Genomic DNA, 13447 nt, shown 5'->3' on the forward strand with positions numbered 1-13447 from the left:
TATGTTCCTTTTAAGTTAATAAGAAAAAGTTGTATTGATGTCAAATGTGCCACATTCCATATTTTCACTGAAGCACAAAATAGGATTTTCCCCCAACACAGTTGCCATTTCATTTTGTATATGAAGCGCAGAACCTTCAGGCAATGCATATACAAGTGCGGTTGGATTAACGAGTAAAAATTCTGCCAAACGTTCTTCTCGGCTTTCACCATTGTGGCCTTGCATTTTACCTGAAATAAAGTGCGGATTAATTTGATGAGGAAAAAGTTGTAATGCTTGAAATGAAGGAGGATAAGTAATCGGCATATCATTAGTTGTCATAATAGATGCGCCAGCTACATTGGCCCCAGCACTCCAACCAAAATAAGGCGTACCGTTATTTACTTTTTTACGAATAATATCAATCAAATTGTGTTCATAAAGCTGTTTTAACAAACAAAATGTATTCCCGCCGCCAATAGCGATGACATCTGCTTGTTCAATAATATCTCGATGCTGTTTACCATGATGAACGGAAACAATATTCATCCCTAAATCAGAAAGTGCATTTTGCACAGTTTTTTCATATTCATCAAAAGTGCGGCGTACCCCAGCATAAGGCACAAAAGCAATTGTTTTACCACGATAATCAGTCAGAAAATTTTGTAACCAAGGTATGGTGTGTTCAAGATAACCTGTGTTCTTGTATTTTGAGCTACTGAGCAGTAGCATGTTTTTCATCTTCTACTCCTATTTAGAGGAATTTAGCAATACCGATATTACACTTAGAAAAGGTTAATTTTCAAAGAAAATTATTGTTGTTTGACGAATATCAAAAAATAAACCGTATCAGGAGAAAACTATGTCAATTAATCTTAATCGTGTTCAAAATTTAATTGAAAAACTGGCTTTTATTTCATGTTATATCAGTGAAAATGAGCTCATCCGTGCGATTTTAATCTTTATGTTGACCGCACTTTCTTTTGTGATGGTTGAACGTTACACCCTAAAACTCGGCCAACAAACGGAATTTCAGCCTGTTTTGTTAAGAGTATTGTCCTAAATAAAAAGAGCGGTTGAAAACAATTAAATTTTCAACCGCTCTTTTATACTTTAAGCTTATTACTACTCGAAAGAGCCTACATGAAGATGTAGGCTTTTCTTTTTTAATTAAGCTTGAGATTTTTTAAGGTCAAATTTGTAAGAAACAAAACCATACAATGTCCAACCGATAAAGGTCACAATTGAACCGTATAACATCGCCTGTTCACCTGCAGCATAAAGCGCATAGATACTATAGACTGAACCAATAAAGGCAACAAGAACAGTTTTTTTGTATTTTTGGTGAGGAACATTTTCAGTTTTCAACAATACGGCAAGTGCTGCCATTGAGAGCAAGTATGGAATAACGTTCGTTACTACCGCGAGGTCCACCAACACATTGAATTGTTTATTTAATGATGGGCTGATTGTCATTAATGATAGTAATGTTTGTAACGAAGTGATGGTTACCATACCAACGATTGGTGCATCTTTGCTAGTAACTTTTTTGAAGAATGCTGGGAAATAACCTTCTTCCGCTGAAGATTTGAATACTTGAGCAATAGTGAACTGCCAACCTAATAATGAACCGAAACAAGACATCACCATTAAGCCCATGATCACTTTACCGATTGTTTCATCAAACATATGAGCAAAGGCTAAACCAAACGGTGCAGTTGAGTTAGCAAGTTCAAGGTTAGGAACAATACCTGCGATCACGTTAGTTGAAACGATATAAATTACCGCTGCACCTAAAGTACCACCAAGTACCGCGATTGGTACGTTTTTCTCTGGATTTTCAACCGCATCAGAGTTCGCACAAGCAGACTCTAACCCTAAGAATGCCCATAATGTCATTGAAATAGATACACCGATCGCTTCAAAAGTAGGCACATTGTGTGGGTTCCAAGAATTTACATACATTGAACCATCAAACCATTTCCAACCGATGATTGAAATACCAACTACAGGAATAATTACACCCCAAATGGTGAATGAACTGATGTTACCCGTAATTCTTGCGCCACCGAAGTTAAGAACAGTCGCAAGCCAAAGAGTGAAGATCGTCCATAATGCAATAGAAAGTGGAGAAAGGGTTGCACTGAGGAACTCAGAACCATAACCTACAGCAGAAATCGCAATCGCAGTATTCGCAATAACTAACGACACACCATAAGTATAGTTCGCCATGAAGTTACCAGCTTTACCGAAAGAGTATTCGGCATAGCCACCCATACCACCAGATTTTCTACTAAACATACCGCATTGTGCGAATGCATAAGCTAAGGCTGTTGAACCAACTGCGGTTACAAGCCAAGAGACGATAGAAATAGTCCCAATTTCGGCTAATTTGGTCGGTAACATAATGATACCTGAACCCATCATATTAACCATGGTCAGAATGGTGAGTTGAACCACACCAATTTTATTACTTTTAGCACTCATAATTTATACTCCTTAAAGTGCGGTCAAAAAATCAGATGTTTTTAACCGCACTTTTTTTGTTTGTGCTGAGAGGGTTATAAGGGAAAACCTCATAACCACACTTTATTAATAGTCAGTTAAAACATAGCCATATGCACGAGTACGTCCATCAGGGTCTTTTTGTAAGTAAACCCCTTGGATTTCAGGTGCGAAACCAGGTAATGTGTTGATACCTTCTTCTAATGCGAGGAAGTATTTTTGTGCAGTCGGACTCCATCTTTCCCCAGGAACCACACATAACACACCTGGAGGATAAGGTAATGCACCTTCCGCAGCTACGCGACCAACAATGTCAGTTAATGCAACAAGTTCAACTTTGTTACGAACGAATTCAATATTCGCATCGTGTGGATTTAACGCATATTCCGGTAATGTTGCTTTGCGGAATAGGTCTTTTTGAAGTTGTTTTACATTGCGGCTTACATAAAGGTCATGCATTTCTTGGCATAATTGACGGATTGTGTAACCTTTGTAGCGGTCTTCGTTGTTTTTGTACACAGTTGGCAATACATCTTTTAATAAAGAGTTTTGTTTAATGTGTTTTTCGAACAAGGCAATTTGAGCTACCAATGTTTGCATTTTGGTGAGAGTTTCTGCCGGAGTGAGCAAGAATAAGATAGAGTTCAAGTCACATTTTTCCGGAATAATACCGTTTTCACGTAAGTAGTTTGCAAGAATGGTCGCTGGAATACCGAAGTCTTCATATTCACCATTTTCTAAGCTGATACCTGGAGTGGTAAGCAAGAATTTACATGGGTCAACGAAGTATTGTTCGTCTGCATAGCCTTCAAATTTATGCCATGTATCAGTTGGGTGGAATTTGAAGAACTCGAGGTTAGTTGCGATTTCTTCTGTGTCATAATCTTGCCATTTTTTACCTTTTACTGTGGTAGGGATGAATGGACGGATTAAGTCACAATGATTCAACACTAATTTACGTGCTTCGATACCCACTTTCACACATTCATGCCATAAGCGAAGACCTGCTTCACTACCTTGGATTTTCGCGTTCACATCTAATGTTGCAAACAATGGATAGAACGGACTGGTTGAAGCATGTAACATGAAGGCGTTATTGAAACGTTTATGGTTTACATAACGATCTTGACCTTTGATATGTTTATCTTTTTTATGGATTTGTGAAGCTTGTGAGAAACCAGCTTGTTGTTTGTGAACAGATTGTGTCACTAAAATACCAGGGTCATTTTCATTTAATTCAAGCAATAATGGAGAGCAATCTTTCATCATTGGAATGAACTGTTCATAACCTACCCATGCAGAGTCGAATAAGATGTAATCACAAAGGTGACCGATTTTATCCACAACTTGGCGTGCGTTATAAATCGTACCGTCATAAGTACCTAATTGGATAACTGCTAAACGGAATGGACGTTTTTGGTTTAATTTTTCAGGTGCAACTTCTTTGATTAATGATTTTAAGTAATCTTCTTCAAAACAGTGACTATCAATACCACCGATGAAACCAAATGGGTTACGTGCAGTTTCCAAGTAAATTGGCGTTGCACCTGCTTGAATTAACGCACCGTGGTGGTTTGATTTGTGGTTGTTACGGTCAAATAACACTAAATCACCTGGAGAAAGTACAGCGTTTAATGCTACTTTGTTTGCAGATGAGGTACCATTTAATACGAAGTAAGTTTTATCTGCATTAAATACTTGAGCGGCATATTTTTGTGCATCACAAGCTGCACCTTCATGAATTAACAAGTCACCTAATTTGACGTCCGCATTACAAATATCAGAACGGAAAATATTTTCACCAAAGAAATCGTAAAGGAAACGACCTGCTGGGTGTTTACGGTAGTATTGACCACCTTGGTGTCCTGGACAGTCGAAAGCGATATTACCCATTTCCACATATTCACTTAACATTTTGAAGAATGGAGGTAACATTTTTTCTTCATAAAGTTTCGCTGCAGTTTCAATTTGGCGGCTATAAAGTTTGATGTCATAACCGTTTAAATCTTGGATATGATAAATAGAATCATAGAATTTTGGATCCACTTGTTGTTCTTCTGTTTGAACAACGAATACTGGAACGCCGAATTTTGTTGCTTGAATTCGACCGAGGTATTCTCCTACATCACCTGAACTTAACACGATAGCCGCAACATCTGTAAAGTCTGTTTTGGCAATCTCAACTAATTCTCTATTTGTAGAGAAATATTGTTCAACTTTTGGGCTATATGCAATTTTTAAGTTTGGCATAATGAACTCCTTTATTTATTTTTGACGTAAAGTTACCCGGCATTATTAATTTTAATAACGCAATAGATTTATTTAGAATAAAATAACCCGCTCTAGATTTTTATATAAAAAAACTAAAGTAAGAATTTTTTATTTTAAATTAAATAAGATTAAGTTAATTTCACAAAATATTTCTTGCCTGTTCTAGACAATACAAAAATATTCAGAAATTAATCTGTGGAGACTCTCTAAACAGAGAGAACAACTCTGTTTAGAGAGCCGTGTTGGATGGTTTGTTTTGAGAAGCAAATACTGAATATGAGAAGCAAGAACGATGCGATGGCATCATAATATGGCGTGTACGACGGATATGCGCCATCAAAGAACGACCTTTTATCGGATTAAACCGTAAAAGTCTCAATACTTTCGTATGGACGTATCTGTGTATATATGTACGAAGTAGCATAGAAAAATTTCCTCTTTCTATCTAAACTAACCTTAGTTGGGTATATTCTCTGCTTGTGTAAATATCATGTCAATAATATTTTTCAAAAAATGTGATCATTATCAAAAAATAAATTTAATTTTTCACATAAAAAAAATAAAACCACAAAAAGTATGGAAATAAATTATTCTTAAAATAGATGATTAATAAATGTACTCATTTATCGCGATCTTTCCTAAGCTAAACTCGCTACCATGACTGCTTTAATCGTATGCATACGGTTTTCTGCTTGCTCAAAGGCAATATTCATCGGCGACTCAAACACCTCTTCAGTCACTTCAATGCCATTTGCTAATTCAGGGTATTTTTCTGCAATTTGGCGACCCACTTTCGTTTCGCTATTATGGAATGCAGGTAAACAGTGCATGAATTTTACTTTTGGATTACCGGTACGCTTCATGAGTTCTGGCGTTACTTGATAAGGAAGCAATAACTTAATGCGTTCTCCCCAAGCTTCTAATGGCTCGCCCATTGAAACCCAAACATCGGTATGCACAAAATCAACACCTCTTACGGCTGTGTCGATATCTTCAGTGACTGTAATCTGCGCACCACTTTCTTTAGCAAAACCTTCACACATCTCAACAAAACTGGCTTCTGGTAATAAAGCTTTTGGGCCGCAAATACGCACATCCATCCCCAGTTTTGATCCAATTAGTAAAAGAGAATTCCCCATGTTATTACGTGCATCACCAATATACACATAACTAATTTGACGAAGTGGCTTGTCACAATGTTCAATCATCGTGAGAACATCCGCGAGCATTTGAGTAGGATGAAACTCATCCGTTAAACCATTAAACACCGGCACACCTGCATAATCCGCAAGTTCTTGCACGGTACTTTGTTTAAAGCCCCGATATTCAATCGCATCATACATTCTCCCAAGAACTCGAGCTGTATCCTTCATGCTTTCTTTATGTCCAATCTGAGAGGAGTTTGGATCAATGTAAGTCACTCTAGCACCTTGATCATAAGCAGCGACTTCAAAGGCACAACGAGTACGCGTTGAGGTTTTTTCAAAAATAAGTGCGATATTTTTACCTTTAAGCTTAGGTTGCTCTGTTCCTGCATATTTCGCACGTTTCAAATCACGTGATAAATCTAACAAATAATTAATTTCGCGTTCTGAATGATGAACAAGACTCAATAAGTGTCTATTTTTAAGATTAAAAGCCATAGCGATCTCCTTATCGGATGCCATCAATAAATGCAGGCTACCTTACTATGAATGACTTAATTTCTAGTGGATTGGATAGCCTATTTTTGTCCCAAATGCGGAGTTTTGCAACAAAATTCAATCCTTTATTTTGTGATGCTCATCACACTTCATCCCAGAACTTTATATTGCGCTTTCTTTATATATAAAAGAGATTTAAAATCCCGTCGATTCTCACACAACAGGAGCACATATGATCAACAGAAGAGATTTCATTCAACTTGGCGCAAGCAGTATTTTAGCGTTAAGTGCGAGCCGTTTTGCTTTTGCGAAAAGCGACACACAAGTCGATTTACGTATCGTAGCAACGACCGATATTCACAGTTTTTTGACTGACTTCGATTACTACAAAGATGCACCTACTGAGAAATTCGGTTTTACCCGTGCAGCAAGCTTGATTCGTCAAGCACGTAAAGAGGTGAAAAACAGCGTTTTAGTTGATAACGGTGACTTAATTCAAGGTAACCCAATTGCTGACTATCAAGCAGCTAAAGGTTATAAAGAAGGCAAATCAAACCCAGCCGTAGATTGTTTAAATGCAATGCACTATGAAGTAGGGACATTAGGTAACCACGAGTTTAACTATGGCTTAGATTATTTAGCCGATGCGATTAAACAAGCGAAATTCCCTATCATCAATGCTAACGTAGTGAAAGTCGGTACCGAAGAGCCCTATTTCACGCCTTATGTGATTCAAACTAAAGAAGTGGTGGATAGCCAAGGTAAAACGCATAAACTAAACATTGGTTATATCGGTTTTGTGCCACCACAAATTATGGTGTGGGATAAAGCAAACTTACAAGGTAAAGTTGAAACGCGCGATATCGTGAAAACCGCACAAAAATATGTGCCAGAAATGAAACAAAAAGGTGCAGATATTATTGTGGCACTTGCGCATACGGGTCCATCTGACGAGCCATATCAAGAAGGTGCAGAAAACTCAGCATTCTATCTTGCTGATGTACCACACATTGATGCGATTGTTTTCGGTCACTCTCACCGTTTATTCCCGAATAAAGAGTTCGCAAAATCACCAAATGCAGATATTGCTAAAGGTACCGTGAAAGGTGTTCCTGAAAGTATGGCAGGCTACTGGGCAAACAACATCAGTGTAATCGACTTAACCCTTGCTCAACACAACGGCAAATGGTTAGTAGCTGATGGTAAAGCGGTACTTCGTCCAATTTATGATGCCGAAAACAAAAAAGCAACCACAGAAAGTGACGCAGAATTGACCGCACTTTTAAAACCTGTGCATGAAGCCACCCGTGAATTTGTGGCACAGCCAATCGGTAAAGCGACCGATAACATGTACAGCTACTTAGCGTTAGTGCAAGATGACCCAACCATTCAAATTGTGAACCAAGCACAAAAAGCTTACGTTGAAAAAGTAGCACCAAGTGTTGCAGCAATGGCGGGCTTACCAATTTTAAGTGCAGGCGCACCATTTAAAGCAGGCGGACGTAAAAATGACCCAACGGGCTATACTGAAGTTAACAAAGGTGAATTAACGTTCCGTAACGCAGCAGATTTATACCTCTATCCAAATACCTTAGTTGTTGTCAAAGCAACCGGTGAAGAACTGAAAGAGTGGTTAGAATGTAGCGCAGGTATGTTCAAACAAATCGATCCTACCAGCGACAAACCACAATCTTTACTTGATTGGGACGGTTTCCGTACTTATAACTACGATGTGATTGACGGCGTAAATTATGAATTCGACCTCACTCAACCACCGCGTTATGACGGCGAATGTAAATTGATTAACCCGAATTCACACCGTGTGGTGAATTTAACCTACCAAGGTAAACCGGTTGATCCAAAAGCAGAATTCTTAATTGCGACTAATAACTATCGTGCTTACGGTAATAAATTCCCAGGCACAGGCGATGCGCACATTGTTTACGCTTCTCCAGATGAAAACCGCCAAATTCTTGCGGATTACATCAAAGCAGAAAGCGAAAAAAATGGCCATGTAAACCCAAGTGCGGATAAAAACTGGCGCTTTGCACCGATTAAAGGTAACGATAAATTAGATGTGCGTTTTGAAACCTCACCAAGCGAACAAGCGGCGAAATTCATTCAAGATAATGCACAATACCCAATGAAAAAAGTCGGCACCGATGAAGTGGGCTTTGCGGTATATCAAATTGATTTATCGAAATAACAAAAAAGGGCGTGCTCAGCACGCCCTACTTATTTCAAAGTGCGGTCAATTTTGACCTTATTTTTCTTCTTTTGGAAGTCTGATTAAGGAAAAGATCAAGCCGCCCCAAATCACAAAAAGCGCCACAATCATCATTGTAATTGCAATACTTGTCATCTTTATTCTCCTTTTTCTTCAAGCTTGAAGTTGTCTTCATTTTTCCATTGTAAACGAGAAAGAATGAACGAAACAACCACTAGCGAAATTGCCATACCCCAACCAAAGATATTTACAAACCAGCTTGGATAGCCTTCATAACCTTCTGTAAATACTTTCGCACCTTCACTCAATAACATAAAGGCGAGAATACCGGTGGTGATGACAATGCATAAACGCCATAGGAAACCGACTTTGAATGAAGAGCTTTGATTTAAGTGGTTGCCTAATAAGCCTAATTTTTCATTTGCTACAATCACAATTAATGAAACAAATGCCACTGCAACGATACCAAAGTAGTTCACGAATTTATCTAATACATCAAGCATTGGTAAGCCGGTTGTCGTACCAAATAAAATGACTGATACCACCATCATTGGTAAACCAACAACAAAGGTCGCTTTTGCTCGACGTAAACGCAGTTTATCTTGAATCGCTGAAATGATTACTTCAATAACAGAGATAAATGAGGTTAATGCCGCAAAGGTTAATGAACCGAAGAACAATACCCCTAATACTTCACCGAATGGTGCTTTGTTAATAATAGTTGGGAATGCAAAGAAGGCTAAACCAATACCACCTTTTGCCACTTCGCTCACTTCTACGCCTTGTGCAGTTGCGATGAAACCTAATGCCGCAAATACACCGATACCAGCAAGCACTTCAAAACTTGAGTTCGCAAAACCAACAACCAAACCGCTACCTGTTAAATCTGAATCTTTTTTCAAGTACGATGCATATGTAATCATAATCCCGAAACAGATGGAAAGAGAGAAGAAGATTTGACCGTAAGCCGCAATCCACACACTCGGATTAGAGAGTTTTGACCAGTCTGGTGTAAATAGTGCGTTTAAGCCTTTTTCTGCACCTGGTAAGAATAAAGAATAAACGACCAACGCCACAAACATCACCACTAAAACAGGCATTAAGATATCTGAAGATTTAGAAATCCCTTTTTGAATACCTAAAGAAAGTACGCCTAACGCCACTAACCATACAGCAATTAATGGTCCAGTTACCATGCCGACAAACTCAAAGCTCACACCATTGCTGATATCGCCCATTTTTAAGAATTCGTGTAGGAAGAAATCAATCGGTTGGTCGCCCCAAGCAGAATTAAGTGAGAAATAGGTATAGCTTGCCGCCCAACCTAATACTACCGCGTAGTAAAGACCAATGATAACATTCACCATTACTTGCCACCAACCAAACACTTCAAAGTGTGGGTTAAAGCGACGATAAGAAAGCGGTGCACCACCACGATGGCGATGACCAATTGCATAATCTAAGAAAAGCAATGGAATACCGGCGGTTAAAAGTGCAATAAGGTAAGGGATAATAAATGCACCGCCCCCGTTTTCATAAGTGGTATAAGGGAAACGCCAGATGTTTCCTAAGCCAACAGCGGATCCAATCGCCGCCATAATAAATGCATTCCGACCAGAAAAGGTCTCACGCTTTGCGTTTGACTGCGTCATATTAAGTTCCTTTTTAATGAAGAAAGATTTCAATATAATGAATTCTAAAACCGAGTCAAGGACTTGGTTAAAAGAGCGGTTAAAAATAGTGAATTTTTTTTAAAATTTACTGTCTAAAGGCCAAATTTAATCTCTATTAACAACCAAAAGGAAACATTTATGGATATCAACAGCATTTTAAATCAAGTTTTAAATGTCGCTAAAAACTCTGCAAGCAAACTTGAAACCGGCAACCAAACTATCGACTCTATTACAAAAGTAGGTGGTGGTGCAGCGTTAGGCGGTATCTTATCAATGATTTTAGGCCGTAGCGGTGGTGCAAGCTTAGCAAAATTAGGCTCACTTGCCGTTTTAGGTAACCTTGCTTACCAAGCGTACCAAAATTATCAAAAATACCAACAAAATAATAGCCAACCAAACATTTCAGAAAATGCGTTTGATGTATTAAATTCATCAAGCCATATCGATGCGGGTGAATTAATTTTACGTACTATGATCGCCGCAGCGGCAGCAGACGGTGAAATCACTGAAGATGAAAAACAAACTATCGCAAATGAAGCTGGTAACAACCCTGAATTAGCGCAATGGCTTGAACAAGAAATCCAAAATCCAATTTCTATCAATGAAATTGCACGTCTTGTAGGTAACGATACTGCACTTGCAAGCAATGTATACTTAGCTGCACGTTTAGTAAGCAAAGATTTATCTCGCAAAGAAATCATTTTCTTAGCAGATTTAGCTCAAGCGTTAGGTTTAGATGATGCGCTTGTTGAACAATTAGAAAAACAAGCAGGCTTCTAATTTTGTGTAGAAAACATCGCGTTTTCTGACTGCACTTTTCATTAAAAAACACGATAATCTTAGTTATCGTGTTTTTTTCATTTGTTTTTTCGCGAAAACCTAACCAAAGGCGAAAAATTCCGCTACAATGCAAAACTTCAATATTCATAAAATTATTTAATAATCATAAAAACGGGAAGCAACATGACAGGCGCACAACTCATTATCGAATGTTTAAAAGCGCACGGTGTAACCGATCTTTTCGGCTACCCAGGCGGGGCAATCATGCCAACCTATGATGCCATCTATGACTCAGGTCTTGACCATCTCCTTTGTCGTAACGAACAAGGTGCCGCAATAGCTGCGATTGGTTATGCGCGCTCTACTGGCAAAGTCGGCGTTTGCGTGGCAACCTCTGGTCCGGGTGCAACCAATTTAATTACCGGTTTAGGCGATGCCTTTGCTGACTCTGTACCAATCGTGGCATTTACTGGCCAAGTGGCCGCCCCTCTTATCGGTACCGATGCTTTCCAAGAAGCCGATGTTTTAGGTTTATCTCTTGCTTGCACCAAGCACAGCTACATTGTGCAATCCATCGAAGAACTCCCCGAAATTATTGCCTCTGCTTTCCAAATTGCACAAAGTGGCAGACCTGGCCCCGTTCTCATTGATGTGCCTCGCAACATCCAAGTGAGCGATGTACCTGAACATGTAAAACCTATTGTCAAACCAACCGTAAAACCAACCGCACTTTCAGAATTAAAATTAACTGAAGCAAAAGCATTATTGGCACAAGCGAAAAAACCCGTGCTTTATGTAGGTGGTGGTGTAGGTATGGCAAAAGCTACACAAGCGGTCAAAAAATTCCTACAAATAACCAAAATGCCATCCGTTTCAACATTGAAAGGTTTAGGCTCAATTGACCCAACCGATCCCGTTTATATGGGCATGATTGGTATGCATGGCACAAGAGCCGCAAATATTGCCGTACAAGAATGTGATTTATTGTTAGTGTGCGGTGCACGTTTTGATGACCGTGTGACCGGTAAATTAGACAGTTTTGCACCACATGCGAAAGTCATTCATTGTGATATTGATGCAGCAGAAATCAACAAACTCCGTGTGGCAAATGTCGCCCTTCAAGGTGATTTAATTCAAGCTTTAGAAGCTTTAAGTATCCCGCTTGCGATTGATGATTGGCGAGCACACATTCAAGCATTGAAAGCCAAACTCGATTTCACTTATATTGACAATGCAGGCAACCGACCTATTGACCCTTGGTCGTTGCTCAACACGCTTTCTCAGCGTAAACCTCAAAATGCGGTGATTTGCACCGATGTGGGTCAACATCAAATGTGGTCTGCACAACATATGCGTCATTTCGCACCAGAAAACTATATTACCTCTGCGGGCTTCGGTACCATGGGATTTGGTTTACCTGCAGCGGTAGGTGCGAAAAAAGCACGTCCTCATGATGAAGTGATTTTAGTGACAGGTGATGGTTCATTGATGATGAACATTCAAGAATTAGGTTCAATCAAACGCGGCAAATTACCTGTGAAAATTTTACTGTTAGATAACCAACGTCTTGGTATGGTGCGTCAATGGCAAGACCTTTTCTGGAACAAACGCCGCTCTGAAACTATTTTAGAAGATAACCCTGATTTCGTGATGTTAGCGAAAGCCTTTGATATTCCAGCTGAACGTATCGAGCGCGCTGATGATGTAGATGCGGCACTTAATCGTTTATTAAATAGTGAAACTGCCTATTTATTGCAAGTATGCATTCCACCTGAAGAATGTGTATGGCCATTAGTGCCTCCAGGCGCATGCAACACAGATATGCTGGAGGAAATTTAAGATGAACCAATATACTTTTGACTTGATCGCTCAACATCGCCCAGAGGTTTTAGAACGTGTATTACGCGTTATTCGTTTGCGCGGCTTCACTGTGACTAATATGGATATGGCATTGGTAGAAACCAAAGTGCAGTTAAAAATCACTGTAAAATCTGACCGCACTTTTGATTTGTTGGTGAATCAATTGGCGAAATTGCCGGATGTTTTAAATATTATTTAAAAAGGAAGACATTATGACTAAATTTTTTAAATCATTTTTAGCTGTATCAGGATTAGTATTCGCAACTTCATCACAAGCTGCTTATGCTCTCACTTATTTGCAAAACTATACAGGCTATATAACAACACTCTCAATTCATAATACAAAAGAGCAGTGTGAAAAGGCCAAAGAAAATTTTCAAAAAGAATTTGAAGGACAATACGATACAAAACAAATGGTTTACAAGTGTGTAGATATAGCTAATGGGGCAATTTAGTTTAAATGTGGTCAAAAAGTACTATTAAATCTGATCAGACTTTTATTTTAATCG

12 protein-coding genes and 1 pseudogene are annotated in these 13447 nt (G+C 38.8%); 6 read left to right on the forward strand and 7 right to left on the reverse strand.

Going from position 1 to position 13447, the window contains the following annotated elements; genetic code table 11:
- Window positions 1-15: 15 nt before the first annotated feature.
- On the reverse strand, window positions 16-720 hold the full coding sequence (gene pepE, locus A9500_RS07520; RefSeq protein WP_065244464.1) for a dipeptidase PepE: 705 nt from the start codon (window positions 718-720) through the stop codon (window positions 16-18).
- Window positions 721-895: 175 nt separating this feature from the next.
- Here pepE and A9500_RS07525 point away from each other — a divergent pair.
- Window positions 896-1042: pseudogene (locus A9500_RS07525) on the forward strand (SoxR reducing system RseC family protein); the annotation flags it as partial.
- 107 nt (window positions 1043-1149) lie between these two features.
- Here A9500_RS07525 and potE read toward each other — a convergent pair.
- The 4 genes from potE to A9500_RS07540 form a co-directional block, all read right to left on the reverse strand.
- Complete coding sequence (potE, locus tag A9500_RS07530) at window positions 1150-2466, reverse strand: putrescine-ornithine antiporter (protein ID WP_065244466.1); 1317 nt, start codon at window positions 2464-2466, stop codon at window positions 1150-1152.
- 105 nt (window positions 2467-2571) lie between these two features.
- Window positions 2572-4734: an ornithine decarboxylase SpeF gene (gene speF, locus A9500_RS07535; protein ID WP_014064454.1), complete on the reverse strand. Its 2163-nt coding sequence runs from the start codon at window positions 4732-4734 to the stop codon at window positions 2572-2574.
- Window positions 4735-4984: 250 nt separating this feature from the next.
- Window positions 4985-5179 (reverse strand): leader peptide SpeFL, encoded by a 195-nt coding sequence (gene speFL / locus A9500_RS10805; RefSeq protein WP_197534114.1) that lies wholly within the window; start codon window positions 5177-5179, stop codon window positions 4985-4987.
- A 214-nt stretch (window positions 5180-5393) separates the two neighbouring features.
- The gene (locus A9500_RS07540; RefSeq protein ID WP_065244467.1) at window positions 5394-6398 is read right to left on the reverse strand and encodes an ornithine carbamoyltransferase; all 1005 of its coding nucleotides are present in this window, start codon (window positions 6396-6398) and stop codon (window positions 5394-5396) included.
- A 232-nt stretch (window positions 6399-6630) separates the two neighbouring features.
- Between A9500_RS07540 and cpdB the strand changes: the two genes are divergently transcribed.
- Complete coding sequence (gene cpdB / locus A9500_RS07545; RefSeq protein WP_065244468.1) at window positions 6631-8604, forward strand: 2',3'-cyclic-nucleotide 2'-phosphodiesterase; 1974 nt, start codon at window positions 6631-6633, stop codon at window positions 8602-8604.
- A gap of 57 nt (window positions 8605-8661) precedes the next feature.
- Here the strand turns inward: cpdB and A9500_RS10535 are convergent, their stop codons facing one another.
- Together A9500_RS10535 and A9500_RS07550 are read right to left on the reverse strand one after the other, a co-directional pair.
- Complete coding sequence (locus A9500_RS10535) at window positions 8662-8760, reverse strand: methionine/alanine import family NSS transporter small subunit (protein ID WP_032827301.1); 99 nt, start codon at window positions 8758-8760, stop codon at window positions 8662-8664.
- A gap of 2 nt (window positions 8761-8762) precedes the next feature.
- Window positions 8763-10277, reverse strand: coding sequence for a sodium-dependent transporter (locus tag A9500_RS07550; RefSeq protein ID WP_065244469.1), 1515 nt, complete (start codon window positions 10275-10277; stop codon window positions 8763-8765).
- Between the two features lie 159 nt (window positions 10278-10436).
- On the opposite strand from A9500_RS07550, the gene A9500_RS07555 reads away from it, so the two are divergent.
- The 4 genes from A9500_RS07555 to A9500_RS07570 all read left to right on the forward strand — a co-directional run bounded on the left by A9500_RS07555 (window position 10437) and on the right by A9500_RS07570 (window position 13393).
- Entirely contained in the window at window positions 10437-11078 is a 642-nt protein-coding gene (locus tag A9500_RS07555; protein ID WP_065244470.1) for a tellurite resistance TerB family protein, read from the forward strand.
- Between the two features lie 183 nt (window positions 11079-11261).
- Window positions 11262-12917, forward strand: a complete 1656-nt coding sequence (gene ilvG, locus A9500_RS07560; RefSeq protein WP_065244471.1) for an acetolactate synthase 2 catalytic subunit — start codon at window positions 11262-11264, stop codon at window positions 12915-12917.
- Between the two features lies 1 nt (window position 12918).
- Entirely contained in the window at window positions 12919-13137 is a 219-nt protein-coding gene (gene ilvM, locus A9500_RS07565) for an acetolactate synthase 2 small subunit (protein WP_065244472.1), read from the forward strand.
- A gap of 13 nt (window positions 13138-13150) precedes the next feature.
- Window positions 13151-13393, forward strand: coding sequence for a hypothetical protein (locus A9500_RS07570; protein ID WP_065244473.1), 243 nt, complete (start codon window positions 13151-13153; stop codon window positions 13391-13393).
- Window positions 13394-13447: the final 54 nt, after the last annotated feature.

This window comes from Haemophilus sp. CCUG 60358 (assembly GCF_001679485.1).
GTDB lineage: Bacteria > Pseudomonadota > Gammaproteobacteria > Enterobacterales > Pasteurellaceae > Haemophilus_D.

Bases quoted from the DNA above. Each gene is read 5' to 3' on its own strand.
- pepE (WP_065244464.1), bottom strand. From the start codon at position 720: ATGAAAAACATGCTACTGCTCAGTAGCTCAAAATACAAGAACACAGGT.
- potE (WP_065244466.1), bottom strand. From the start codon at position 2,466: ATGAGTGCTAAAAGTAATAAAATTGGTGTGGTTCAACTCACCATTCTG.
- speF (WP_014064454.1), bottom strand. From the start codon at position 4,734: ATGCCAAACTTAAAAATTGCATATAGCCCAAAAGTTGAACAATATTTC.
- speFL (WP_197534114.1), bottom strand. From the start codon at position 5,179: ATGCTACTTCGTACATATATACACAGATACGTCCATACGAAAGTATTG.
- A9500_RS07540 (WP_065244467.1), bottom strand. From the start codon at position 6,398: ATGGCTTTTAATCTTAAAAATAGACACTTATTGAGTCTTGTTCATCAT.
- cpdB (WP_065244468.1), top strand. From the start codon at position 6,631: ATGATCAACAGAAGAGATTTCATTCAACTTGGCGCAAGCAGTATTTTA.
- A9500_RS10535 (WP_032827301.1), bottom strand. From the start codon at position 8,760: ATGACAAGTATTGCAATTACAATGATGATTGTGGCGCTTTTTGTGATT.
- A9500_RS07550 (WP_065244469.1), bottom strand. From the start codon at position 10,277: ATGACGCAGTCAAACGCAAAGCGTGAGACCTTTTCTGGTCGGAATGCA.
- A9500_RS07555 (WP_065244470.1), top strand. From the start codon at position 10,437: ATGGATATCAACAGCATTTTAAATCAAGTTTTAAATGTCGCTAAAAAC.
- ilvG (WP_065244471.1), top strand. From the start codon at position 11,262: ATGACAGGCGCACAACTCATTATCGAATGTTTAAAAGCGCACGGTGTA.
- ilvM (WP_065244472.1), top strand. From the start codon at position 12,919: ATGAACCAATATACTTTTGACTTGATCGCTCAACATCGCCCAGAGGTT.
- A9500_RS07570 (WP_065244473.1), top strand. From the start codon at position 13,151: ATGACTAAATTTTTTAAATCATTTTTAGCTGTATCAGGATTAGTATTC.